The following is a 21,929-nucleotide window of genomic DNA, read 5'->3' on the forward strand; positions in this document are numbered from 1 at the left end:
CAACAGGGCTCTACCGAACAAGGAGCGAGGAGCACAGCACTCATGGGTCTGCGGGAACGCGTCAACCATCCCGAGGAGAACGGCCATCGGGGCGAGGAAGGCCACATGGTCGCCTCGTACCGCGCCAAACTCCTGGAGGAGATCGACCTCGCGGAGATGAGCGCGCTGGCCGCCGCCGAGCGACGGGCCCGCCTGGAGCGGGTGCTCGGGCACATCATCAGCCGCGAGGGACCGGTCCTCTCGACCGTCGAGCGCTCGCAGCTGATCCGCCGGGTCGTCGACGAGGCGCTCGGCCTCGGCATACTCGAACCGCTCCTCGAAGACGCGTCGATCACCGAGATCATGGTGAACGGCCCGGACGCGATCTTCGTCGAACGCGGCGGCCGGGTCGAGCAGTTGCCGCTGCGCTTCCCCTCCCACGATCAGCTGATGCAGACGATCGAGCGGATCGTGTCGACCGTCAACCGCCGTGTGGACGAGTCGAATCCGATGGTCGACGCGCGACTGCCGTCCGGCGAACGCGTCAACGTCATCATCCCGCCGCTGTCGTTGACCGGCGCCACGCTCACCATCCGCCGCTTCCCGCGCTCCTTCACGCTCCAGGAGATGGTCGGCTTCGGCTCGCTCGACGAGCACATGCTGTACCTGCTCGCGGGGTTGGTGCACGCCAAGTTCAACATCATCGTGTCGGGCGCGACGGGTACCGGGAAGACGACTCTCCTCAACGCCCTCTCCGGCCTGATCCCGGAGACCGAACGCATCATCACCATCGAGGACTCCGCCGAACTCCAGCTCCAGCAGTCCCACGTGATCCGGCTGGAGGCCCGCCCCCCGAACGTCGAGGGCAAGGGCCAGGTCACCATCCGCGACCTGGTCCGCAACTCGCTGCGCATGCGCCCCGACCGGATCGTGGTCGGTGAGGTCCGCGGCGGCGAGTCCCTCGACATGCTCCAGGCGATGTCCACCGGCCACGACGGCTCCCTCGCCACCGTCCACGCCAACAGCGCGGAGGACGCGCTGATGAGGTTGAAGACCCTGGCGTCCATGTCCGAGGTGGAGATCCCCTTCGAGGCGCTGCACGACCAGATCAACAGCGCGATCGACGTCATCATCCAGCTCACCCGCTTCGCCGACGGCGCCCGCCGGATCACCGAGATCGCCCTCCTCGACAGCCACGGCAGCGAGCCCTACCGCCTCGCCACGGTCGCCCGCTTCAGCCCGCAGCCCATCTCCGCCGACGGCCGGATCTACGGCGTCTTCGAGTACTTCCCGCTCTCGCGCCGCACCGCCGACCGCCTCTACATGGCGAGCCAGCCCCTGCCGCAGGCCTTCGGCGTCGCCCAGAGCACGGAACACCTAGCCCTCAGAGAAGCCAGTAGGTAGGGACCGACCCCATGGATCTCCAGACGATCGTCACGCTCACCACCGGCGTCACCCTGCTGACCTGCGTCCTGGGTGTCGTCGGCGTGCACGCCTACGCCACGGGCAGGGCGCAGCGCGCGGCCCTGGTCGACCGGCTGTCGTCGACCGGACAGATCCCGCTCGGCCGCCCCCGCCGCTTCCGCAACCTGGACCGCAGGCTGCGCCGTACCCGCCTCGGCCGCAAGCTCGAACTGCGCCTTTCGGCAACGGGGTTGGACATGACCCCGGGCGAGTTCTTCGTCTACATGCTGGCCACGGTGGCCGCCCTCTGGCTGATCGGCCAGGCCGCCCTGGCACCCTTCTTCGGGCCGATCGCGGGGCTGTTGGGCATCGGGGTGGCGATCCAGTTCCTCAACTGGCAGCGCCAGAAACGCATCGAGAAGTTCATCAACCAACTCCCCGAACTGGCCCGCATCATGGCCAACGCCACCCACGCGGGCCTCGCCCTGCGCACCTCGATCAGCATGGCGGCGGAGGAGCTGGAGGCCCCGGCCGGGGAGGAACTCGCCAAGGTGGCCAACCAGTTGGCGGTCGGCGCCTCGATGGACGACGCGCTCAGCGAACTGGCGGACCGCCTCCCGTCCCGCGAACTGGTCGTCCTCGTCACGACGTTGGTGCTCTCCAACCGGGCGGGCGGCCAGGTCGTCAGCGCCCTGCGCAACCTCACCGAGACCCTGGAGGAACGCAAGGAGACCCGCCGCGAGGTCCGCACCCAGCTCTCCCAGGTCAACATGACCGCGTACGCCGTTCCGGTGATGGGCGTGGGCGCCCTCTTCCTGATGGACGGCGTGAAACCCGGCGCCCTGGACCGGATGACGGGCTCCCCGATCGGCCAGGCCTGCGTGATCATCGCCTTCGGGCTGTACGCGGTCGGCTTCGTCCTCATCCGCCGCCTGTCCCGTATCGACGTCTGAGAGGAGGGACCCGATGACGGCACTCGTCCTCGGACTGGTCATGGGCCTCAGCGTGTGGGGCATCTTCGCCGGCATCCGCATGTACCGCGCGGACGCCAAACTCCCCAGCGACCTGGTCCTCGCCCTGGAGGTCGGCGCGACCCGCACCGGCGCGGTCGACTCCGTCGTGGACCGCCTCGGCATGCGCTACGCCCCCACGGTGCTGCGCCTGATGGGCCCCAAGCAGGTCGCCAAGTACCGCAGGAAGATAGACCTCGCGGGCAACCCCGGCGGCCTGACCATCGACCGCTACGCGGCCCGCCGGGCGGTCTACGGCTTCCTCGGCGGCTTCGGCGGTCTGATCTTCCTGCTGAAGGGCAACTACCTCCTCGCCCTGATCCTCTTCGCCTTCGGCGCGTTCTGGACGGAGGTCGGCATCTGGTCGGCGATCCGCATCCGCAAGGACGTGATCGAACGGACCCTGCCCGACTTCCTCGACGTGCTGGCGGTGGTGGTGAGCGCGGGGCTGGGCTTCCGCCAGGCGCTGGACCGGGTGGCGTCGAAGTACGAGGGCCCGTGGGCGGACGAACTCCGCATCACGCTCCGCCAGATGGACCTGGGCATGAGCCGCCGCGCGGCCTTCGCGGAACTGCGCCGCCGCAACGACAGCGAGCAAGTGGCCATGTTCGTCACGGCGTTGCAGCAGGGCGAGGAGTTGGGCGCGCCGATCGTCGACACGCTGGTCGCCCTGGCGAAGGACATGCGCCGCACGGACGCGCAGAACGCGCGGAGGAAGGCGGCCAGGGCGGTCCCCAAGGCCACGATGATGATCACCACGTTCATGGTCCCGGCCACGATGCTGCTCCTCGGCGCGGGCCTCCTCCTCGGCTCCGGCACGGACTTCAGCACGATCACGGGCAAGTAGGGGACGGGGGCGACGGGCGGATGGCGACGACGGGACGACTACGACGACGCTCGAAGCCGACGGAGATCACGACGCCACCGGCGGGGACGGTCCTGCCCGACCATGTCCGCTCCGGGGCGACGGACATACCGGTCACGTCGGTGACGCCGGCGCTGCCGCCGGGGTGGGCGCAGGTGGCGCCGGGGGCGCCGGGGGCGAGGCTGCTCGGGGTGCCGACGCAGCCGCGGCCGGCGGTGTCGGGCGTGTCGGCGGTGTCGGGGATGCCGGGGGTGTCGGGGATGCCGAAGGCGACCCGGCCGGGCGACGACGTACGGTTGGCCGCCGACGGCGAGGATGCCCCACAGGGGCCACCCGCACCTGACGACGAAGGCAGTACGGGTGGTACGGGTGGTGCGGGTGGTGCGGGTGGGAGCAAGATCCCGGCCGGAGGCCGGAGCGTGGCTCTCCCCATCCAGATCAGCGCCCTACAGGCAATGTGCCGGCAAGTCTTCGGCTTCCGCCTCGCGATGATCGCCCTCGCCGCCCCCTCCGCCCTCCTCAACGCCAACCCCGGCGTAGCCACCCGCCTCGTGGGCGCAGCCGTGGTCGTCACCTTCATGGCCTCCTACGTCCTGTTCAGGGACTGGGAACGCTTCGGCCCCCTCCTCCTGCGCCACCCCTCCCTCCTCGCCCTGGACACCCTCTTCGCCGCCCTGCTCCTCATCTCCGCCGGCCCCACCAGCACCCTCGCCTACGTCAGCGTCTGCACCCCCCTGCTCGCGGGCATCGTCTACGGCTGGCGCGGAGCCGGTTGCTTCGCCGGTCTCCAGGCGGTCATCCTGCTCCTGGCGCAGACCGTCGCGGCCGACGCCCACCGGGGCGTGGCACAGGCCTCGCTCCTCCCCGGCCTGTGCGTGATCGCGGGCGCGGTGGGAGTGACCCTGCGCAACCTGATGCTCCGCTTCGGCGAAGCCACGACGGCGTTGACGACGGTCCAGGCGAGGCTGGCCGTGACAGAGGCGGTGGGTGCCGAACGGGCCCGCCTGGCCCGCGAGTTGCACGACTCCGTGGCGAAGACCCTGCACGGCGTGGCCCTCGCGGCGGACGGCCTGGTCGGCTCGGCGGGCGCGGACCGCATGGACCCGACCCTGGTGAAACAGCAGGCGGAACTGGTGGCCCGCTCGGCCCGCCGGGCCGCCGCCGAATCCCGCGAACTCCTGGCGGACCTGCGGCGCGAGTCCGACCCGGACGAGGGCACGGACGTACTCGTCGAACTGGCCGTGCGCACAAGGGACTTCAGCACCCGAACCGGCCTGCCCGCCACCTACCGTCCCACCGGCGAGCACGGCGTACCGCCGGTCCCGCCCGCCGTCGCCCGCCAACTCCTCACCATCGCGACCGAGGCGATGGAGAACGCCCACCGCCACGCGACGCCCACCAAGGTCGACGTACGGGCCGGAGTCCACGACGGCCTGCTCCGCATCAGCGTCTACGACGACGGCCGCGGTCTGCCTCCCGGTACGACCCTCGAACAGCTGCGCAGGGCGGGCCACTTCGGTCTGGTCGGCATGGTGGAGCGGGCGGCTTCGGTGGGCGCCCGCATCCGTATCGGCCGGGGCGACCACCCCGAGGGCACGGAGGTCCGCCTGGAACTCCCGCTGGACGCCCTGACGGCGAAGACGTAGCGATACTCCGAACTTCCTTCCCCACCCCATCCCTCCCCCCCCCACACACGACCCGAGAGGAGGCAGCCATGCCGGACCACACGACGCCCCACCCCGGCGCGCCGCAGCCGACCCCGTTCCCCGACTTCCCGCGGCCCGCTCCGACTTCGGTGCTCCGGGTCGTGGTGGCCGACGACAACCCGGTGGTCCGGGCCGGCCTGACGGCACTGCTGTCGGGCCGCGCGGACATCACGGTCGTGGCGGAGGCGACGGACGGCCGCGAGGCCTACGAGGCGGCCCGGGCGCACCGCCCCGACGTGGTCCTCCTGGACGTCCGCATGCCGGGAGTCGACGGTATCTCCGCGCTTCCCTACCTGGTGGGGATCGCGCCGGTCGTGATGCTCACGTACAGCAGGGAGTCGGAGATAGTCCAGGAGGCGCTGCGCCGGGGGGCGGGCGGTTATCTGGTCCACGGCGAGTTCACGGCGGACGAACTGGTGGCCGCCGTAAGGGACATCAAGCAGGGCAGGGCCCACTTCACGCCGTCTGCGGCGGGGGCGCTCCTGGCCCAGCTGCGCCAGGAGCGGACGGGTCCGGCGCTGCCCGAGGGCCTGGGCTCGTATGAGCATCAACTAAGTGCGAATGCACACGGATTGCAGACCTCTACCGCCCCTGTTTCACGAAGTTCTTCAGGAAACCTTTCGCAACTGCAACCGAATGTGGGACAGTTGGCGTCGGACAGGTCACGGTTCCAACTGAGCGCGAGGGAGGCGGAGATCATGGACCACATCGCGTCCGGCATGACCAACCAGCAGATCGCCGCCACCTGTTTCATCTCCGAGAAGACCGTCAAGAACCACATCAACCGCATCTTCGCCAAGCTCCACAGCACCAGCCGCTCCGAGGCCGCCGCCAAGTGGCTCGGCACGGCACCGGGCTCGACACGAGGGCTGGGGTGAACCGCGGTGAACGGTCGGGATCCGAATTGGGCCCGGGATTGGGCCCTGGGACCCTCTGACGTACCGCAGTCGCGGGCATACCGTTCTCATGTCGAAAGCGGCACCGGCGACGAGGAAGCCGGTAACGCGTCATTCGGAGGGGAACACCATGAGCAACTGGATCAACACCACCGTGACGTACCTCCAGGCCCGAGCCGCCCGCAGCGACAGGGGTCAGACCGCGGTGGAGTACCTGGGCATCATCGCGGTGGTCGTGGCGATCGTGCTGGCGATCACGGGTACGGACATCGGGCAGTCGATCTACCAGGCGATCACGAACAAGGTCGACGAGGTCATCGGCAACGGGTGAGGCCGCTCCGTAGGCACAGCGACGCCGGGCAGGCCTTCCCCATCTACATCATGGTGGTGGCGGGTCTGCTCTTTCTCGCGTTCGCCTACGTCGCGGTCGGCCAGGCCGCGGTGAACAGGGGAGGCGCCCAGACGGCCGCTGACGCGGCGGCGCTGGCGGCGGCCCAGGACACCCGGCGCCAACTCGCGGATGTGTGGAAGCTGGACGTACTCGACCCGACCAAGTGGCAGGACATCTTCAACGGCATCGCGGAGGGCCTCACCCCCTCGTGCGGGCGCGCGGTTCAACTCGCGGGACAGAACGACGCCGAGGTGCGCAGCTGCGTCCCCGACGGTCCCCTGCGTTTCACCGTCGAGGTCAGGACCAACAAGCCGGTCGGAGACTCGATCGTCCCCGGCACGGAGAACAAGCACGCGACGGCCTCTGCCACCGCCGTGATCGAGTCGCTCTGCACGTTCCAACTCCCCGGCGCGGACGCCGGTGACGACGTGCTGCCGAAGCTCACCTGCAAGGACGGCAAGGACTGGGAGCTGGACCCGCTCCATCTCACCGACCTTCCGGGACCCGAGGACCTCTTCGACGTCCATCTGGCCGACTGACAAGCGAACGACGAGTGATGAAGGAAGCAGAGTCATGAGCATTCGGTTCACTTCGACGGCCCGCAGGGGGATGGTCGCGATGGCTGTCGCGGCCGGTCTGGCCCTCGGCGTGGCCGGTTGCGGGGGCGGCGGCGACGCCAAGAAGCCGGACGCCTCGGCGTCGTCCTCCAAGAGCGGCGGATCCGACCCGAGTGCTCAGGAGGGGACGGACGATCCCCTGGCCGAACTCAAGGGTGAGGACGGTCTGACCCTCAGCATCACCTCTGCCACCCGGGATTCAGGCGGCTTTGTCACCGTGAACGGGGAGATGAGGAACGACGGCGCCCAGTCGACGAGGGTTCCGATCCAGACCGAGGGCGACGAGACCGAGATCGTCAGACACGGCTCCTCGCTGGGCGGGGCGACCCTGGTGGACTCCGCGAGCAAGAAGCGCTACTACGTGTTGCGTGACACCGACGGCCGCCCTCTGACGACGACCAACATGCCGAGGATCAAGTCGGGCGATTCCATTCCGGTGTTCATGCAGTTTCCCGCGCCGCCGTCCACCACTACGGACGTGACCTTCCAACTGCCCACTTTCGCCGCCGGCACCATCAAGATCTCCGGTTGAGGCGACAGTGACCACCACTCCCCGTCTCCCCCTCGTAGTCGCCGCCGCCACCCTCATGGTCGCCGCGAACATCGTCGGCGCGGTCGCGGCCCACGCCGACGACACCCCGAGCCCCAGCGTCCCGCCGGGCACCGAGGCCTCCGCCTCCGCCCCGGTGCGGGTCGACCCGAACGACCCCGACCTGAAGCTCCCCGAGGGCGCCACGCTCGCCAACCCCAAGGTCCTGGACATCAAGTCCGTCGTGGAGGACCAGGGCGGCGAGGAGCGCCGCGAGGACACCAACTCGGACGTGACCTTCGCCCTCCAGGCCGAGGTCCTCTTCGGCAAGGACAGCGCGAAGCTGAGCGCCGCGGCGAAGTCCCGTATCGACGCGATCGCCGCGGAGATCAAGAAGCAGAACGCGACCACGGTCCGCGTCTTCGGCTTCACCGACAACCTCGGCACCTCCGCCCACGGCGACGTCCTGTCCAAGCAGCGCGCCGACGCCGTACAGGCCGTCCTGGACGCGGACCTGAACGACCCGAACATCACCTTCGAAGTACGCGGCTACGGCGAGCAGTACCCGATCGCCGACAACTCCACGGAGGCCGGCCGCAAGAAGAACCGCAGGGTCGAGGTGACGTTCCCACGCACGGAGAGCTGACCGACCGACCGAGATGAAACACCGGCCCGCTCCGCGCGATACCAGGCGGTGGCGGGCTCGCGGTCGTCCTCCTGCGTGGCTCAGCGGGTACGTGCCGTTCTCGATCCGAGAGATGAGGGGGGGCCGACGACGGCGGTGGGGTCGAGGATCTTTGAAGTCGAGCGGTGACCGGGGTGCCGCCGGCAGGGAGGATGGCGCGAAAGTGCGACACATTTCGCCAAAGTGGCACACTTTCACGGAGGAGGTCCCCCTGGTGGATACCGTGTCATCTGCCTGAGTGCCCGTCAGTACTCCTTGCTGAGGTCGGTGCCTTCGGGGGCGCGGTAGCAGCCGGAGACTACGTGGACCAGGATCAAGGGTTCTTTTTTCCCGGAAGTACCCGTGATGTGCAGCGAGGCGTTGACCGAAAAGGGTTCTGTCTCTGAATCAGCGGTGAGTTCAAGATTCTTGTTCGCGCTGGTGTCGGGGCCGTAGTCGACGATCTTCCAGCCGTTCTTCGGAAGTTTTTCCCGCAGGCGCTGGAACCCGGCCTTCAGCTCGTCGGGTGTCACCTTGTAGATCGACCATGGGTGACGTAGGAGGTAGAGGTGGTTGGGGTCTTTGTCGCAGGGGGAGACGCCGGCTCCGGACTGCGTCACTTGACTGTCTTCGATGCCGATCATGTCGAGAATCTGGCTTGAGATGTGGTTCGCCTTCGCCCGGGCATCGTCCACGCCGAGGGTCGTGGGTTGGGGGCTGCTGTCGCTACTGGTGTCGTTCGCGTTCTCGGTGTTCATGCCTTTTGAGCATCCCGTCATGACGAGGGGCAGGACGATGGCCGCGGCGAAAGTAGCGAGTCGATGCCGTGCCGACTGATGCCTGAGACGGTTCACTTGTCTTCCTTAACGTCACCGTAGTTGCCGACAACAACCGCCGCCTGGTTCTGCAACGACAGCGAGCCTCTGTTCCAGTACCCACTGTGTCCGCTCGTGTCCACGCCCCATTTCTCACCGCCCAGGAACGGTCGGCCGATGTAGGGCACGGGATCGTCACCGGCGGCCTCGGACCACACGTGTTCGCTGCCCACACCCAGGTCGCTCGCGTCGCCGACCAGCATGCCCGGACTGCCCGCGACCAGGATGTCGTCGGCGGCGATGTGGTGTTCCTTTGTCGCGGCGCCGACGACGGTGGTGCCGTAACTGTGCGCGATCACCGTTGTGTGGCTGGCGTCGGCGCCGCCCTGGGCGGTCTGTAGGCCGTCCAGGAAGTTGTTCAACTCGGGTGCGGAGTCGTAGGCGTAGCTCGCCCGGGGGGAGTCGGTGAGGATGTTCTGCGGGGCGTCGTAACCGATCCAGGTGATGGTGGAGGTCGACGTGCCGGGAGCCTGGGCGTCGGCCTCCCGCCAGGTTGCCGTCATCCGGTTGATGTCTCCGCTCGCGTTCTCCAGTTTCGAGCCCGTCCCGGGTACGTACACAGCGGTGTTGTCCGCCGTATCCGGGTTCCCGTTGGCGATGATCGCGTGCCCGTCGCCCTCGGTGTCGAAGCCGAGCAGGTATGCCTGCGGCAGACCGGACTCACCGTTCTCACCGGGTGCGCCGCTCGCGTCCAGTCTCGCCTGTACCGCGTCCATTCCAGGCGCTCGTACCGTTGCCACACCTGTGCCCGGGTCTCCGCCAGGACCATCCGGTTGGAGGTGTCGCGCACCTCGGACGGCAGCCCGTCGAGCGCGCCGATCTCGGCAGGATAGAGCGTCGCGTACTCGTCGCGCTGGTCCGCGGTGAGGCCGTCCCACCAGCTCCTGTTCTCGGCGGGGGAGGCGCCATCCGGAATGCTCTTCCTGTCCAGGAAGCCGCCCACGTTCTTGCGTACGGCCTCCATGTCCGCGGCGGCGTCGACCAGCATGTCGTCGGTGACGTCCAGCCCGGCCGGGGCCTTGAGTCCGCGGAGCACCGGCGCGTAGCGGGCGTCGATCTCGCCCGCCGCACGTACGGCGCTCGCGATGCGTTCGGCGATGTCCTCGGCCTTGGCCTTGTTGGGGTTGCCGTCGCCCTCGCCCTTTCCGGGCAGGTAGGGGATCGACGCGCCCGCTCGCGCGGTGCCGCCGCCCGCACCCGGGGCCAACGGGAAAAGGCTCGGCGCCGTGCCCGGGACGTACGGTCCGTAAGGGATCGTCGACGTGCCGTCCTCCGAGACGGGCGGGGGATAGGTCACCGAACCGTCCTCGTTCACCGCGAACTTGAACGTGTCGGCGTCCTCCAGGGCCTGGCTCAGCTTGCGTTGAGGACCTTCCAGGTCGGCGGCGAGGGATTCCAGAGTCGTCCGGACGAGGCCGCATTCACCGTGGATGTACTGGTAGTTGCGGCTGAGGCGGTCGAGGTCACCGGCCGCCGCGGTGGCTGTCTCGCCCTTCTGGGTGGACCTGACGGGGATGGCCATCTCCCGGTCGACTCGGAGACGGGCGGCGTCGGCGCGGCGGCTGACCTTGCGCCAGCCGTCGGCGGCGTCCCGGTACTCGGTCAGCTTCAGGTCGCGCAACTGCTGCCAGGTGGGCACGGGCGTCACTTGGCCCAGTCCGGGGTGTTGCCCGTCTGGACACCGCCTGCCCGGCTCGCGACCCGGTGGTCGACCTCGCCGAAGTGCTTCCCGGTGCCGGCCAGGGTTCCGTGCAGCCGGCCGCATTCGTCACGGACCGCCGCGAGCCGTGCCTCCCAGGTGGCGAGTGTTTCGTTCAACGCGGTCGTGCAGTCGAACCCCTGGGTGCCGCTCACCACACCGGCGTCGGCTTCCTTGAGGTCCGCGATACCGCTGTTGGCGTCGATGCGCAGTTCGTCCGCGACGCCGGATGCGCTCGTCCATGGCGTCCGGCTGATCCGAAGGTCGGCATCGCCGCCTTCGCCGTCGAGGCCGGCCAGTCGCATACGGGTGTCTCCCGGAGCACCGGCGTGGGGCGGAACGCCCGCGGCCTCCTCCCAGTCAAACGCCACGTGTCTGCCCTTTCCACGCCATGCGTGGCCCCCAAGTCCCGTTGTGCGCAGCCGAGATGCCGTGCACCTGCGACCGGGCCGCCATCTATCAGGAAGCACGGTAGCGACACCTCGTCACGGGCCCCATCCGTATCGGCCACCAGGCTTGCCGTGAGTATGTGTGAGTACCAGTACTCAGGCAGGTCTTCGGTCGAGGACCGGACTGGAGCATGGCGGGCGGCGCCGGGGCCGTGACGGGGGACGCGAAGCTGAGAGCATCGTCGCGAAGTTCCGTATCTACGCGATCTTCCCGCCCTCCGCCCTCACAGCTTGCCGAAGACGACTCCCCGCCAGGTCCAACCGGACCCGAGTACGGCGTCACGCAGGGGCTCGCGCATGTCGGCGCTGTCGAAGCGGAAGGTCTCCGTCGCCTCAAGGCCACCGTCGGCCCCACGCCCGACGGTCCAACGACGGCTGACGGTCCGGCTGGGTCCGCGCGTGTACTCCGACGTCATCTGGAGCCTCGTCGGAGTACCGACCCGACTCACCTCCCACTGTTCCTCAAGGGCGCGTACCTCGTGCTCCTTGTGGTCCAGGCGCATCCGGATCCGGACGGCGTGACTGATCTCGGAGCGGACGAAGACCTGCTGCCAGGCCGGTTCGGTCAACCGCCACTCCGCGAGCAGATCGCACCCCTCACCGCCGCCGTAGCGGACGACGTAGGGAACCTCGGGCCGGTTGAGCCCGAGCAGTGCCTCCCGCAAGGCCTGCCCCGGGACCGGCGACACTCCCTCGGGTGGGTGCTGGGTGCCGGTGAGCTTGTCGAAGAGTCCCATGGGGCCAACCTATGAAGGCCGGGACAACGGCACAAGCGCCGTTCCCACCCGCGGAATTCGCGGAATTCGCGGAACTACGGCATTTCACCCTCGCCCGGACGGATCGATCGCACCACGCTCCGGAAGTCGTCCAGCAGATCGGGATGTCGCGACACGGTGGAGGTGAGCATCAGGCGGATCACGACCCGCCTGCGGGGATCGTCGACGTCGAGCAGGGAAAGGTACACCTGCGACTGGAGGAGGTCGTGGCTTCGCCGGTCCAGGACGACGGAGAAGGCCAGGGTCTGTGTGAAGCCGGGAGCATCCGCGGAGCCGGTCTCACGGCGGTCGGTGACCCTGATCGACGTGACGGACTCGCTCAAGAGACCCACCGACTCGTCGGCGATGCGGGGCAGAGTCGTCGTGTCGGGACGGTACTCGCCGTCGACGGTGATGTTCGAGGTGAAGCCGGTGTCCGACGGCGGATGGACGGCGACGAACGCCGCGCCGGGTGCGCCGACTTCGTCCGGAGGCGCGGCTCGCCAGCCCTGAGGTACGTCGAACCGGATCGGGATCGGCAGGGTCGTCGGCATCGAGAGGTCTCCTTCCTCCGAAGTCGCACCCGTGGCGCCGGGCCACGCGAGCGACGGTTCGGAGCACGTCGGTGATGGTTTCAGAACACGCTGGTGACCGCATGCCCGAACGAACTCACACCATGGCCCACGGCGTCGGCCAGGTCGCCCGCGGTGTGGACGACCTTGTCCGGGTCGACACTGAATTCGAAGCCCACTTCCCCGCCGAGCGCGGGAGAGAGACCGACCTTGGTGCTGAACTCCCACACGTCGTCGGCGTTCTTGCCGGCGTCCAGGCTTGCCTCGGCACCGGGACCCGCCCACCCCTCGGAGGAGAAGCCCGCCGAGACTCCGCCGAGATCCGCACCGAACTCGCCGCCACCCTTGGCGCCCGCGAAAGCGTTGCCACTCACGTGCACACCCTCCTTGTCGCCCCCCGTACTGGCGCCGACCTCGGCACCCGCCGTGGCCTCGGCCTTGGCGGAGACGCCGAACGGGCCGACATTGACGTTGCCCTCGGACGAGCCCTCGGCCCCCGCGAAGGCGCTCGCGTCTCCATCCGCGCCGCTCGGGCCGAAGCTGCCGCTGGCCGAGCCCTTCGCACCCGCGTAGGCATCGGCCTTTCCGTCGAGTGTCCACGGCCCTCTGGTGAGCGAACCCTCGGCGCTCGCGCTGCCCAGGTCGGCGTGTGCCTCCGCCTCGCCGAGTTTGCCGGACGCGACGTCCGGCCCCTCCGCGCTCGCCCCGGCGCCGAGGCCGGACACCTCCGTCTTGCCCTTGGACTTCCAACCGTCGGGTTTGGTCCGGGCGGCCTCGCGCCTGGCCTCGTCGTCATAGGTCTTGATGTCGCCGTGGGCTCGGCTGTTGAAGCCGGTCAGGGTGCCGTCACTGACATCGGAGTCGATCACCACCCGCGTGAGGGCGTTCTCGACCTCGGTGTCGGTGTCGCTCACCGCCTTCACGAGCCGATCGATCTCCGCCTGCCAGGAGGCGACCGCCTTGCGCACCGTCTGCTGGTAGTCGGGGTCGTGGTGCAGAGCTGTGCGCTCGCCCTCGCTCAGCTTCGCGGTGTCGTAGGAGACCAGGCCCTGCTCCGAGACCGCCATGCCCGCCTTGACGGCGTCCGCTCGGGCGGACTCCAGTTTCTTCCGGAGACCCGTGAAGTCCGTGTGCGCCTCACGCAGCAGCGAGGCCACTGCCCTGGCCTCGACCTGCGCGGCCTGGAACTGCTTGAGCGTGCTGTCGAAGCGTCCGTTCGCCGCGTCCGCGCTCAACCCCGACCAGCCCGGACTCAGCGTGATGCCGTAGACGTCCCGCCGGTAGGCGGACTCCTGCTTGTGGAACTCCTTCGCCATCCCGTCCCAGCGCTCTGAAGCTGTGGTGAGTGCGGACAGGTCGGTCGTCATGATCTCGTGATACGTCGGCATGGCTTCCCCGTTGTCATTGCCAAGTTGTCTGCGCGTCGAGGCCGCGGCCCGACCGGGCCCCGTGGCCTGCCCGTCAGTACCCGGAGAGTGCCGACACCGCGTCCGTGTCCGACCCGACCTGGAAGTCCGTGGTCTGCAAGGTGGTGTTGGTGCTGCGCAGCGCCGCCTTGTCCGAACCGAGCATGTTCATCAGGTTCGTCACCTGCTCGCCCCAGGCCGTATGCGCCTTCTTCAGCGCTCCCGAGGTGCGCCAACCGTCGCGGAACGCCTTGACCGCCCCGTTGGTTTCCGTGTCCGCGTAGCCTGCCGCTTTGTGCGTGTCCGGCTCGATGTGCTGCTCGATGGCGTTGGCCGCCGCCTGCTTCTGGGCCGGTGAGGAGACGAGCTTCTTCTGCCCCTCGGGCAGTCCCTGAGCGGTCGGGGAGCCCCCGATGTCGCCCGGTATCTGGTTCAGCCGCATCCCGACGGAATGTGCCGTCGCGCTGTTGTCCGGATCGATCCCTGCCATCTGCCTTACCCCCGTCGTGTTTCCGCTTTCAGCTTTCCGCTTTTCTCAACTGCCCTTGGGCGCTGGTCAGTTCGAGGCCGGAGAAGCCTTGTCATCGGCCTTGAAGTCGTAGTGGATCTGGCCGCCGCTGACCGAGGTGACCTTGACCGTCACGCCCAAGGTGCTGCCGTCGTCCGCCGTGAGCGTGCAGCGCGAGGTGGTGCCGACCTTGCCGACGAGGTCCTCGGGGCAGGAGACGTCCGGTTTCGACTGTCCGGTGGCGGCGGCGAGCTTTTCGGAGAGCGTGCTCGAAAGCTTCTCCGCGGACAGCTTCGCCGGCGTGGACTTCTTGACCTCGACAGAAGCCGAGCAGCCCGACAGCAGCGTGCCGACCGCGACGGCCGCGAGGATCGACAGGCCTGCGGTCATCGGGACTTTGAACATCGTGTACTCCTGGTCGGCCGGTCGAGTGGTCGGACGGTCGGACGGTCGAGTGGTCGAGTGGTCGGGTGGTCGGGTGGTCGGGTGAGAAGACCGGAAGAGCATACGAGGCGCGGTGCTTCAGCTGCCGGGCCACCCCGCGGGTGCTGTCCTGTCCTGCTCCTGCTCCTGTCCTGTCTCGTCCGGACCCACCCGGGACTTGGGTACCGATTTGGGCCCACGGGCCCATCTCGGGCATCCGTCCCGTCCCTAACCTCTGGAAGCTCCAGTGGAGTTGAGCCACAGACAGCGGGGGACGGGGAGACATGGCCTCGATCGGAGGAACGGGCGGAGGAGTTGGCGGGGTCGGCAGCGGACCGAGCGGGCGGCGCGAGTTGCCCGTCCCGCTCGCCACCGCACTGGTGCTGGTCCACGCACTCTTCGCGGTCACCGTCGTCGGCGGGCTCGGAGTCCTGCTGACCGCCGCGTCGTACGGCACGCTCGACGGCCAGGTCGTCGCCCTCGTCGGCTACGCCGCCGCGCCGGGCGTCCTCGGCCGGTGGCTGGCCCGCCGTAGCTGGGAGGGCGGGACCCGGGTCAGGCTCGGACTCCTCGCCGTACAGGGCTGGTTGATCCTCGGCGGGGTCGTCAACCTCACCTCCGGATCCGCCCGCGGCGGCCTCCAGCTCTTCCTCCCGATCGTCATCGCGTTCCTCCTGTTCCGTCCGGAGAGCCGCGAGTGGTACGGCCTCGCCGCACCGGAACGCGTCGAGCGGCGCCCGTTCTCCCTTGCCCGGCTGATCCGTTGGCGCCGGGACGAGGGCCAGACGGCGGTGGAGTACGCCGGTTTCATCGCCATCGTCGCCGCCATCATCACCGCCCTCCTGGTCACCGGCCTCGGCACCCAGATCTTCGGCGGCCTCCAGTCGGAGGTCTGCAAGGTCACCGGCATGGCCTGCGGTACCGGCACAACCACGACCACCACGACCCCCACCACAACAACTGAGACCGACACAACGGGCGCGGACAAGACAACCGGCACGACAACCGACAGGAAAACCGACCAAGCGGACGACAACCACGGCTGCTTCTCCGGCGTGGGCGCCTTCTTCGGCTGCGCCGGCGACCAGGTCGGACAAGTCGGCCAGGGCCTCTTCGTCGACGGCGTCTGGGGCGACCTCACCGGTATCTACGACATGGTCCGCCACCCCATCGACACCGTGAACGGCATCGGCGACTACGGCAAACAGCTTGGCGACGACTGGTCCAAGAACTCCAAGGACGCCGGAAAGAAGTGGTCCGACGGCGACTACGGCGGCGCCCTGTGGGACTGGACGGGCGCTTCCGCGAAGACCGGCGGCACGGTCCTCTACGACCTGTTCATCGGTGACGACGTCGCCAAGGACTGGAACAACGGCGACAAGACCCGCGCCGTCACCCACGTCCTGTGGAACGTCGGCTCCCTCTTCATCCCGGGCTACGACGGCGCCAAGATCGTCGAGAAGGTCGGCGACCTCGGCAAGATCGGCAAACTGGGCAAGCTCGGCGAACTCGCCGACAAGGCCGCCAAGGCGGCGGAGGACGCGAAGAAGGCGGCCAAGGCCGGGGACGTCGCGGGCGCCGAGAAGGCGGCGAAAGACGCCGACGACGCGGCGGACGCGGCCGAGAAGAAGGCCCGCGAGTCCGGCTGTGTCATCGGCGCACCGGCGCACCGCATCCCGTACGGCGACAGCGGCGGCCCCGCGTTCGGAGGCACAGGCACCGGCACCACCGTCCTGGCCGCCGCCCCGTCGGCCCCGTCCGCCCCGTACGTCCTCCTCGCCGAGGACGGCTGCGACGAGGACGCCAAGAAGGAGGCGGAGGAGGCCCGCAAGGCGGAGCGGGAGGCCTACCTGGCGAAGAAGCGGGCGGAGGAGCCCGGCCGCGCGGCGAAGGCCGCGGAGACCAAGAAGCAGTACCCCGACCCCAGGCACGACGACACCTCCGACCCGCGCAACTACAACCCGCCGGACTGGGCCGCCGACCTGAAGAACCGCACGCTCGGCGACGCCGACAGCGGCGACGGCTACTGGGCGAGCCGCGACCGCAACCCCGCGCCCAACTGGAAGAACGAGTCGTGGCTCCGCTACCAGGAGCAGGTCACCGGCACGGTCCGCGGCGAGGAGTACGTGGTCCCGTACCCCAAGGAGGGTGTGCCCGACGTCGAGTTCGACGGCTGGGACGCGGGCAGGCAGACGTACCTGGAGGCGAAGAACGGCTACGAGGGCTATCTCTCCAAGTCCAGCCAGGGGGAGTTGACCCAGTCCGGGAAGACCGAGTTCGTCACCGAGGCGCGGCGGCAGATCGCCGCGGCGGGCGGCAAGGCCGTCGAATGGCACTTCTCCAACGCGGACGTGGCCAAGGCGGCCCGACGGGCGTTCCGCGACGAGGGGCTCGACGTCAGGGTCGTCTACGAGAAGCAGAAGCCGGTCGGCGGAACGCGCAAGCCGGGCGCGTTCGACTAGCTCGACTAGGGTGACGGCAGCCGGCGGACGGCAGCCGGACCCCCTACGACACCTGACTACGACGGAGGCGGAGAAGGAGATGCGACGTCTGGTGCGGGGCTTCTGGGGCCCCAGGGAGGAATCGGTCGAGGAGCTGGCCGATCGCTGGGCGGCGACCCTGGACCGGCTCGCCCAACTCCTCCCGGAAGCCGCTCTGCCCGGAGAATGGAACGTGGTCCGCGCGTCGAGCGGCCCGTCCACACCGCCGTCCACGGACACGGCCACAGCCACGGTCACAGCTACGGACACCGACAGCCTGCGCGCCGCCCTCCAGGCCGCCCGCGCCGCCGACGACTGGGCGAAGGGGACTGGTACCGCGCTCCGGCTCACCGCCGCGGGCGCACCGGGTTGGACGGTCGAGGTGAGTGGACTCGCGGGCGGAGCCTCCGAGTTCCTGCTCCAGTCGCTCGTGATCGGCATCCGCCCACCGGCGGGCGCGGTACTCCCCTCCACCGAACTCCCCGCCACCGAACTCCTCACCGCAGTGGCCGAGTTCTGGGCGCCCGACTTCGGCGACGTGACCGACGACGACGTACTGGACGCCCTGGAGGACGAGGCCGGATACGGCGTCGGTGAGCCGTGCGTCGGCCGGGTCGGCTATCTCTCCCCGGCGCGCGGCGAGTTGGTGCCGGACGACCTGACCGTGCCACGCGCCGCGCTGCCCGGCGGCGGCCTGCTGCTCGACATCGCGACGGAAGGCGACGTGGACACCGTGGTCCGGGCCTTCGAACGGCTGCGGGAGTCCGGCGCCCTACGGCCCCTGCCGCGCCCCATGGACCGGGCCACGCTGTGACCGTCGGCGCGGGCGAACCGGGGGAGCCCTGCCGGGCGTTCCCGGATCTCGACGCGCTGCTCACCGGGCCCGTTCCGGCGACCGGGCCGACAGTGAGCGAGGGCGATCCGGTCACGGGGGAGTGGACCCGGACCCGAGGCGAGGGCTTCGTGATCGCCCCACTCCTGGTCGGCAAGCCCCTCACCGCCGTGTACGCACCCGAGTGGAACACGGCGGAGGAAGCGGCCGAGGCCCAACTGACCGCCCTCATCGGCGCATTGGACCGCCGGTTCGGCACACACCGCGAAGTCGCCATGCGCGTACCGCTGTTCCGCAGGATCGCGGGAGACCCGATGCCCGCCCTCTTCCAAGCGCTGTGCGACGAGGACCTGTTGGGCGACCTCACGGTCTGGGGACCACTGCCGAACGGCCCGGAAACGACCGCACGCTGGCTCGCCGTCTCCCTCAACCAGTCCGACGCCGAAGCACCCATGATCCTCTGCGCCGCCGTCACCGACCGCCCGATCACCGAGCTACGGGAACACGGCTCACCCGGCTGACGGCACACTGTCGCCGTGAACGACCAGGAAAGCAGGCGGGGTTGACGATGCTGCTCGCGAACCTCTTCGTCGTGGCGGAGTCGCCTCGCGCCGAAATCCGGCGCGCCCTCGCGGACTTGCTGGGCCTGTCCGAGGAGGCCGTGGACGTGGGGGACTGGAACCAGGAGGACCGGAACTGGGCGGCGCCGGTGCTCTGCACCTACTGCCCGCTGCCCCCGGGCGACCTGGCGCTGTCCCTCGACATCACGGTCACCGCCCCGGCCGCCGGCGACCTCACGGAGGCGGACCTCGCCCTCGGTATCGCGGCCAGGGTGGGCAGTTCGGTCCTCTACCCCGCCGAGTCCTACCCGCCGAGCGCCACTTGGGCGGCGGTCCCCGACGGCCGTACGGTCAGATGCAGCATGGAATCGGTCGAGACGGGCTACGGCGCGGACGCCGCCCTCTACCCGTTCCGCGTCTACGACGTGACGGCACCTGTACCGGACCTGCCCCCGGCTCCCCCTACTCCGTCTCCACCGTCACCCGAACCCCCACCCTCACCCCCCACCCCGCCATGACCCCCGCCTCCGCCTCCAGCACATGCCGGGACCGGACGCGCGGCAGGCCCAGCCGCCCCGGCCGCATCGTGTGGACGGCGACGACCTCCAACTTCCGGTTCAGGTACGCCACATCGATCGGGAAGCGCATCCGGAACGTGTGCACACTGCTCGCCGGCGAGAGCAGCATCGCCCCGTCGATCCCGTCCCGGCCGAGCAGCCCCTTCGTCCGCGCCCGGTAGGAGGTCGCGAACTCCAGCGGAACGGCGACCGCGCCCGCGCCCGTGGCCCCCCGCACGACCAGCTTCCCCCGCCCGTCACTCCACCGTCGTCCCATACCGGGTCACCTTTCCCGCGCCGCCCCGGATCCATCCGGTGTCGACCGACCGTATTCACATCCACCCGGGAGTGGGCCCCACATGGGCCCACGGACCCATGCCCCGCCCGCCGCCGCCCCGATATCGTCCCTGCGTGCGCCTGATTCCGATCGTCGTGGGTGCCCTGTGGGGCGCGTGGTCGGGCCTCCTGCTGCCCCGCGCCGCCCACCGCCTCTCCGTGGACGCCGAGGACCCCTGGAAGGGCGAGTGCCCCGACGGCCACCCGATCGAGGGCCCTTGCGACGGCTGGCTGGGCCGCGCCCGCTGCGACGGAACCGGCGGCTCGCCCCGGTGCGGTTCCTACGGCCCCAGCACCCTCGTAGTATCCGCCGTGACCGCCCTCGTCTGCGCGGCCCTCGCCGCGGCCACCGGCCCGCACCCCGAACTCGTCGTCTGGCTGCTCGCCGCCCCCGTCGCCGTGCTCCTCGCGCTCGTCGACTACCGGGTGCACCGCCTCCCCGACGTCCTCACCCTCCCCCTCGCCGCCGCCACCCTCGCGCTCCTCGGCGTCGCGGCCCTGCTCCCCGCCGACGCCGGCTCCTGGCTCACCGCCCTGCTCGGCGGACTCGCCCTCGGCGCCGGGTACTTGGCGCTGTATCTCATCAACCCCGCGGGCATGGGCTTCGGCGATGTGAAGCTCGCCCTCGCGCTGGGCACGGCCCTCGGCTGGTACGGCTGGCCGGTGCTCGTCACGGGCGCCTTCGCGGGGGTGCTGTACGGCGCGCTGTACGGCCTCGGCATGGTCGCGCTGCGCCGGGCAGGCCGTAAGACGGCGATTCCGCTGGGGCCGTTCATGCTCGGAGGCGCGTTCACGGGCGTGGTGCTGGGGGCGTTGGCGGCGGCGTGAGACGCTGACGAACCCGGAGACCCGGAGACCCGGAGACCTGGAGACCTGGGGACCTGGTAGCCGACGACGAACGAGGTGACGTAACCGTGCGGAAGATCTCCTACATGATGTCCGTGTCCCTCGACGGTTTCCTGGAGGGCCCCGACCGGGACATCAGCTGGCACCTGGTCGACGACGAACTCCACCAGCACATGAACGACACCCTCAGGCCCATGGGCGCCTTCGTCGACGGCCGCGTCACCCACGAACTGATGGCCGCCTACTGGCCCACCGCCGACGCCGACCCGGACGCCTCCGCGGTCACCGCCGAGTTCGCCGCCATCTGGCGGGACAAGCCGAAGACCGTGTACTCGCGGACCCTGCCCGCCGGTCCCGCCGAGTGGAACACGACCATCGTGTCCGAGGTCGTCCCCGAGGAGTTGCGCGCCCTCAAGGAACAGCCCGGCGGCGACCTCTGCCTCGGCGGCGCCGACCTCGCCGCCACCTTCCTCCGGCTCGGCCTCGTCGACGAGATCAAGGTGTACGTCCATCCGGTCCTCATCGGCCGCGGGAAGCGGATGTTCCCCGAGGCCGACGCTCACACCGCGCTGCGCCTCACCGAGAACCGAGCCTTCGGCAACGGGGTCGTCCTGCTGCGCTACGAGCGGGTCGCCCCGTAAATCCGTTGTCCGCCGTGCTCCCACCGGATAGGAAGAAACCATGACTGGACTCGGCGCGGTGTTCCGGCCCCAACTTCCCCCCGAGCGACTCCGTGCGGTGGTCGAACTCGCCGACGCCTCCGGGCTCGAAGAGCTCTGGCTCTGGGAGGACTGCTTCCGCGAGGGCGGGATCTCGGCCGCCGCGGCGGCGCTCGCCTGGAGCGAGCGGGTGCGGATCGGCGTCGGACTGCTCCCGGTCCCGCTGCGGAACGTCGCCATCACCGCCATGGAGGCCGCCACCCTGTACCGGCTGTTCCCGGGGCGCCCGGTCCTCGCCGTCGGACACGGCGTACAGGACTGGATGGGCCAGGTCGGCGCACGCGCCGAGTCCCCGGTGACCCTGCTGCGCGAGCACCTCGACGCGCTGCGCGCCCTGCTGCGCGGGGAACGCCTCACGACCCGGGGCCGCTACGTCCAGCTCGACGACGTCGGCCTCGACTGGCCGCCGGCCGGTCCCGTCGAGATCCTCGCCGGCGCCGGCGGCCCGCGCACCCTCCGCCTCTCCGGCGCAGCCGCCGACGGTACGGTCCTCACCGCGTCCACCGCACCGGACGGCGTCCGCCGGGCCCGCCAACTCATCGACGAGGGACGGGAGTCGGCGGGCCGTACCGAAGCGCACCAGGTCGTCGTCTATCTCCTCACCGCCACCGGACCCGATGCCGCCGCCCGGCTCCGTGCCGAACTCTCCGAAGAGGGCCTGGAGTCGGTTCCCGACCTCGGTGTCGCCGGTGACGCGGGCGCCGTCGCGAAGGCCGTCCAGCGCCTTGTCGAGGCCGGCGCCGACACGGTCGTCCTCCAGCCGACCGGCGACGAACCCGACCCGGAGGCCTTCGTACGCTTCGCTGCCGAGGAGGTCAGGGCACTCGTCCCCTGACCGGTCCCGCGCCGCT

At 69.8% G+C, this 21,929-nt stretch carries 26 protein-coding genes; 16 read left to right on the top strand and 10 right to left on the bottom strand.

What is annotated here, in order from left to right; all coding sequences use genetic code 11:
- The first annotated feature begins 42 nt into the window (after positions 1-42).
- The 9 genes from ACWIHT_RS07205 to ACWIHT_RS07245 all read left to right on the top strand — a co-directional run bounded on the left by ACWIHT_RS07205 (position 43) and on the right by ACWIHT_RS07245 (position 8,043).
- Positions 43-1,383 (top strand): CpaF family protein, encoded by a 1,341-nt coding sequence (locus ACWIHT_RS07205; RefSeq protein WP_317884153.1) that lies wholly within the window; start codon positions 43-45, stop codon positions 1,381-1,383.
- Positions 1,384-1,394: 11 nt separating this feature from the next.
- A complete protein-coding gene (locus tag ACWIHT_RS07210; protein ID WP_456165292.1) occupies positions 1,395-2,336 on the top strand; it encodes a type II secretion system F family protein in 942 nt (313 codons plus the stop codon).
- 13 nt (positions 2,337-2,349) lie between these two features.
- Positions 2,350-3,240, top strand: coding sequence for a DUF5936 domain-containing protein (locus ACWIHT_RS07215; protein ID WP_456165294.1), 891 nt, complete (start codon positions 2,350-2,352; stop codon positions 3,238-3,240).
- Between the two features lie 20 nt (positions 3,241-3,260).
- Positions 3,261-4,904: a histidine kinase gene (locus tag ACWIHT_RS07220; protein WP_456165296.1), complete on the top strand. Its 1,644-nt coding sequence runs from the start codon at positions 3,261-3,263 to the stop codon at positions 4,902-4,904.
- A 68-nt stretch (positions 4,905-4,972) separates the two neighbouring features.
- Positions 4,973-5,842, top strand: coding sequence for a response regulator (locus tag ACWIHT_RS07225; protein WP_456165298.1), 870 nt, complete (start codon positions 4,973-4,975; stop codon positions 5,840-5,842).
- A gap of 148 nt (positions 5,843-5,990) precedes the next feature.
- Complete coding sequence (locus ACWIHT_RS07230; RefSeq protein WP_456165300.1) at positions 5,991-6,191, top strand: Flp family type IVb pilin; 201 nt, start codon at positions 5,991-5,993, stop codon at positions 6,189-6,191.
- On the top strand, positions 6,188-6,790 hold the full coding sequence (locus tag ACWIHT_RS07235) for a pilus assembly protein TadG-related protein (RefSeq protein ID WP_456165302.1): 603 nt from the start codon (positions 6,188-6,190) through the stop codon (positions 6,788-6,790). The genes ACWIHT_RS07230 and ACWIHT_RS07235 overlap by 4 nt, the downstream gene beginning before the upstream one ends.
- Positions 6,791-6,824: 34 nt before the next feature.
- Positions 6,825-7,400 carry a hypothetical protein gene (locus ACWIHT_RS07240; RefSeq protein ID WP_456165304.1) on the top strand — a complete coding sequence of 192 codons (576 nt, stop codon included), beginning with the start codon at positions 6,825-6,827 and terminating at the stop codon, positions 7,398-7,400.
- A gap of 55 nt (positions 7,401-7,455) precedes the next feature.
- Positions 7,456-8,043 carry an OmpA family protein gene (locus ACWIHT_RS07245; protein WP_456166013.1) on the top strand — a complete coding sequence of 196 codons (588 nt, stop codon included), beginning with the start codon at positions 7,456-7,458 and terminating at the stop codon, positions 8,041-8,043.
- A 284-nt stretch (positions 8,044-8,327) separates the two neighbouring features.
- Here the strand turns inward: ACWIHT_RS07245 and ACWIHT_RS07250 are convergent, their stop codons facing one another.
- From ACWIHT_RS07250 to ACWIHT_RS07290, 9 genes are all read right to left on the bottom strand, one after another.
- Entirely contained in the window at positions 8,328-8,915 is a 588-nt protein-coding gene (locus ACWIHT_RS07250; protein ID WP_456165306.1) for a hypothetical protein, read from the bottom strand.
- Complete coding sequence (locus tag ACWIHT_RS07255; RefSeq protein ID WP_456166015.1) at positions 8,912-9,538, bottom strand: alpha/beta hydrolase; 627 nt, start codon at positions 9,536-9,538, stop codon at positions 8,912-8,914. The genes ACWIHT_RS07250 and ACWIHT_RS07255 overlap by 4 nt, the downstream gene beginning before the upstream one ends.
- Positions 9,436-10,584 (bottom strand): hypothetical protein, encoded by a 1,149-nt coding sequence (locus ACWIHT_RS07260; protein ID WP_456165308.1) that lies wholly within the window; start codon positions 10,582-10,584, stop codon positions 9,436-9,438. Before ACWIHT_RS07260 ends, ACWIHT_RS07255 begins: the two co-directional genes overlap by 103 nt.
- Positions 10,581-10,940 carry a hypothetical protein gene (locus ACWIHT_RS07265; protein WP_456165310.1) on the bottom strand — a complete coding sequence of 120 codons (360 nt, stop codon included), beginning with the start codon at positions 10,938-10,940 and terminating at the stop codon, positions 10,581-10,583. The genes ACWIHT_RS07260 and ACWIHT_RS07265 overlap by 4 nt, the downstream gene beginning before the upstream one ends.
- Positions 10,941-11,308: 368 nt before the next feature.
- Positions 11,309-11,821 (bottom strand): hypothetical protein, encoded by a 513-nt coding sequence (locus tag ACWIHT_RS07270; RefSeq protein ID WP_456165312.1) that lies wholly within the window; start codon positions 11,819-11,821, stop codon positions 11,309-11,311.
- 74 nt (positions 11,822-11,895) lie between these two features.
- The gene (locus tag ACWIHT_RS07275; protein ID WP_456165314.1) at positions 11,896-12,393 is read right to left on the bottom strand and encodes a hypothetical protein; all 498 of its coding nucleotides are present in this window, start codon (positions 12,391-12,393) and stop codon (positions 11,896-11,898) included.
- Positions 12,394-12,473: 80 nt separating this feature from the next.
- Positions 12,474-13,799 carry a hypothetical protein gene (locus ACWIHT_RS07280; RefSeq protein WP_456165316.1) on the bottom strand — a complete coding sequence of 442 codons (1,326 nt, stop codon included), beginning with the start codon at positions 13,797-13,799 and terminating at the stop codon, positions 12,474-12,476.
- 73 nt (positions 13,800-13,872) lie between these two features.
- Complete coding sequence (locus ACWIHT_RS07285) at positions 13,873-14,307, bottom strand: hypothetical protein (RefSeq protein WP_456165318.1); 435 nt, start codon at positions 14,305-14,307, stop codon at positions 13,873-13,875.
- Positions 14,308-14,373: 66 nt separating this feature from the next.
- The gene (locus tag ACWIHT_RS07290) at positions 14,374-14,730 is read right to left on the bottom strand and encodes a DUF4333 domain-containing protein (RefSeq protein WP_456165320.1); all 357 of its coding nucleotides are present in this window, start codon (positions 14,728-14,730) and stop codon (positions 14,374-14,376) included.
- A gap of 302 nt (positions 14,731-15,032) precedes the next feature.
- On the opposite strand from ACWIHT_RS07290, the gene ACWIHT_RS07295 reads away from it, so the two are divergent.
- The 4 genes from ACWIHT_RS07295 (at position 15,033) to ACWIHT_RS07310 (ending at position 19,138) form a co-directional block, all read left to right on the top strand.
- Positions 15,033-17,210 (top strand): Tox-REase-5 domain-containing protein, encoded by a 2,178-nt coding sequence (locus ACWIHT_RS07295; protein WP_456165322.1) that lies wholly within the window; start codon positions 15,033-15,035, stop codon positions 17,208-17,210.
- Between the two features lie 79 nt (positions 17,211-17,289).
- Positions 17,290-18,042: an Imm52 family immunity protein gene (locus ACWIHT_RS07300; RefSeq protein ID WP_456165324.1), complete on the top strand. Its 753-nt coding sequence runs from the start codon at positions 17,290-17,292 to the stop codon at positions 18,040-18,042.
- Positions 18,039-18,581, top strand: coding sequence for a hypothetical protein (locus ACWIHT_RS07305; protein WP_456165326.1), 543 nt, complete (start codon positions 18,039-18,041; stop codon positions 18,579-18,581). The genes ACWIHT_RS07300 and ACWIHT_RS07305 overlap by 4 nt, the downstream gene beginning before the upstream one ends.
- A 47-nt stretch (positions 18,582-18,628) precedes the next feature.
- The gene (locus ACWIHT_RS07310) at positions 18,629-19,138 is read left to right on the top strand and encodes a hypothetical protein (protein WP_456165328.1); all 510 of its coding nucleotides are present in this window, start codon (positions 18,629-18,631) and stop codon (positions 19,136-19,138) included.
- Here ACWIHT_RS07310 and ACWIHT_RS07315 read toward each other — a convergent pair.
- On the bottom strand, positions 19,083-19,454 hold the full coding sequence (locus tag ACWIHT_RS07315; RefSeq protein WP_456165330.1) for a DUF192 domain-containing protein: 372 nt from the start codon (positions 19,452-19,454) through the stop codon (positions 19,083-19,085). The genes ACWIHT_RS07310 and ACWIHT_RS07315 overlap by 56 nt on opposite strands.
- Positions 19,455-19,588: 134 nt before the next feature.
- Between ACWIHT_RS07315 and ACWIHT_RS07320 the strand changes: the two genes are divergently transcribed.
- The 3 genes from ACWIHT_RS07320 to ACWIHT_RS07330 all read left to right on the top strand — a co-directional run bounded on the left by ACWIHT_RS07320 (position 19,589) and on the right by ACWIHT_RS07330 (position 21,913).
- Complete coding sequence (locus ACWIHT_RS07320; RefSeq protein ID WP_456165332.1) at positions 19,589-20,341, top strand: prepilin peptidase; 753 nt, start codon at positions 19,589-19,591, stop codon at positions 20,339-20,341.
- An 86-nt stretch (positions 20,342-20,427) separates the two neighbouring features.
- Complete coding sequence (locus tag ACWIHT_RS07325) at positions 20,428-21,000, top strand: dihydrofolate reductase family protein (RefSeq protein ID WP_456165334.1); 573 nt, start codon at positions 20,428-20,430, stop codon at positions 20,998-21,000.
- Positions 21,001-21,040: 40 nt separating this feature from the next.
- Positions 21,041-21,913: an LLM class flavin-dependent oxidoreductase gene (locus ACWIHT_RS07330; RefSeq protein ID WP_456165336.1), complete on the top strand. Its 873-nt coding sequence runs from the start codon at positions 21,041-21,043 to the stop codon at positions 21,911-21,913.
- Positions 21,914-21,929: the final 16 nt, after the last annotated feature.

The sequence above is a fragment of the Streptomyces sp. NPDC002276 genome (assembly GCF_053891435.1).

Coding starts and splice junctions, on each gene's coding strand:
- ACWIHT_RS07205 (WP_317884153.1), top strand. CDS start 43: ATGGGTCTGCGGGAACGCGTCAACCATCCCGAGGAGAACGGCCATCGG.
- ACWIHT_RS07210 (WP_456165292.1), top strand. CDS start 1,395: ATGGATCTCCAGACGATCGTCACGCTCACCACCGGCGTCACCCTGCTG.
- ACWIHT_RS07215 (WP_456165294.1), top strand. CDS start 2,350: ATGACGGCACTCGTCCTCGGACTGGTCATGGGCCTCAGCGTGTGGGGC.
- ACWIHT_RS07220 (WP_456165296.1), top strand. CDS start 3,261: ATGGCGACGACGGGACGACTACGACGACGCTCGAAGCCGACGGAGATC.
- ACWIHT_RS07225 (WP_456165298.1), top strand. CDS start 4,973: ATGCCGGACCACACGACGCCCCACCCCGGCGCGCCGCAGCCGACCCCG.
- ACWIHT_RS07230 (WP_456165300.1), top strand. CDS start 5,991: ATGAGCAACTGGATCAACACCACCGTGACGTACCTCCAGGCCCGAGCC.
- ACWIHT_RS07240 (WP_456165304.1), top strand. CDS start 6,825: ATGAGCATTCGGTTCACTTCGACGGCCCGCAGGGGGATGGTCGCGATG.
- ACWIHT_RS07245 (WP_456166013.1), top strand. CDS start 7,456: ATGGTCGCCGCGAACATCGTCGGCGCGGTCGCGGCCCACGCCGACGAC.
- ACWIHT_RS07265 (WP_456165310.1), bottom strand. CDS start 10,940: ATGCGACTGGCCGGCCTCGACGGCGAAGGCGGCGATGCCGACCTTCGG.
- ACWIHT_RS07270 (WP_456165312.1), bottom strand. CDS start 11,821: ATGGGACTCTTCGACAAGCTCACCGGCACCCAGCACCCACCCGAGGGA.
- ACWIHT_RS07275 (WP_456165314.1), bottom strand. CDS start 12,393: ATGCCGACGACCCTGCCGATCCCGATCCGGTTCGACGTACCTCAGGGC.
- ACWIHT_RS07280 (WP_456165316.1), bottom strand. CDS start 13,799: ATGCCGACGTATCACGAGATCATGACGACCGACCTGTCCGCACTCACC.
- ACWIHT_RS07285 (WP_456165318.1), bottom strand. CDS start 14,307: ATGGCAGGGATCGATCCGGACAACAGCGCGACGGCACATTCCGTCGGG.
- ACWIHT_RS07290 (WP_456165320.1), bottom strand. CDS start 14,730: ATGTTCAAAGTCCCGATGACCGCAGGCCTGTCGATCCTCGCGGCCGTC.
- ACWIHT_RS07295 (WP_456165322.1), top strand. CDS start 15,033: ATGGCCTCGATCGGAGGAACGGGCGGAGGAGTTGGCGGGGTCGGCAGC.
- ACWIHT_RS07300 (WP_456165324.1), top strand. CDS start 17,290: ATGCGACGTCTGGTGCGGGGCTTCTGGGGCCCCAGGGAGGAATCGGTC.
- ACWIHT_RS07310 (WP_456165328.1), top strand. CDS start 18,629: ATGCTGCTCGCGAACCTCTTCGTCGTGGCGGAGTCGCCTCGCGCCGAA.
- ACWIHT_RS07315 (WP_456165330.1), bottom strand. CDS start 19,454: ATGGGACGACGGTGGAGTGACGGGCGGGGGAAGCTGGTCGTGCGGGGG.
- ACWIHT_RS07330 (WP_456165336.1), top strand. CDS start 21,041: ATGACTGGACTCGGCGCGGTGTTCCGGCCCCAACTTCCCCCCGAGCGA.